Annotated in this window: 1 protein-coding gene; it reads left to right on the forward strand. The window is 31.3% G+C overall.

The genetic code is table 11. The features are described 5' to 3' along the window. Positions 1 to 275, forward strand: a 275-nt coding sequence (locus tag ACRHOZ_RS20945; RefSeq protein ID WP_431130212.1) for a hypothetical protein, incomplete at both ends; no start/stop codon positions are given.

Here is a 275-nt window from a genome sequence, read left to right on the forward strand (position 1 = left end):
TTTACGACTACTTCAAAAATAATAAAGTAAACCACTTACTAGAATACAATAATACTTTAGTAGATAATCAAAATAATCTATTTGAACTTTCAGTTCATGATTTTATTATTCCAATGATACAGTTCCTACCAAAAAAATATGCTGTGCCTTTGTATTGGAGTGATATCGATAACATTCCACAAAATGTTATTGCGGAAAGATTAGGTTTAAGCCATTCAGGAGCAAAAATGGGGCTGCAACGCGCAAGAGTTAAAGTTCGAGAACTATTTGTTGAA

Source organism: Flagellimonas flava (genome assembly GCF_050617915.1).
GTDB lineage: Bacteria > Bacteroidota > Bacteroidia > Flavobacteriales > Flavobacteriaceae > Flagellimonas > Flagellimonas flava_A.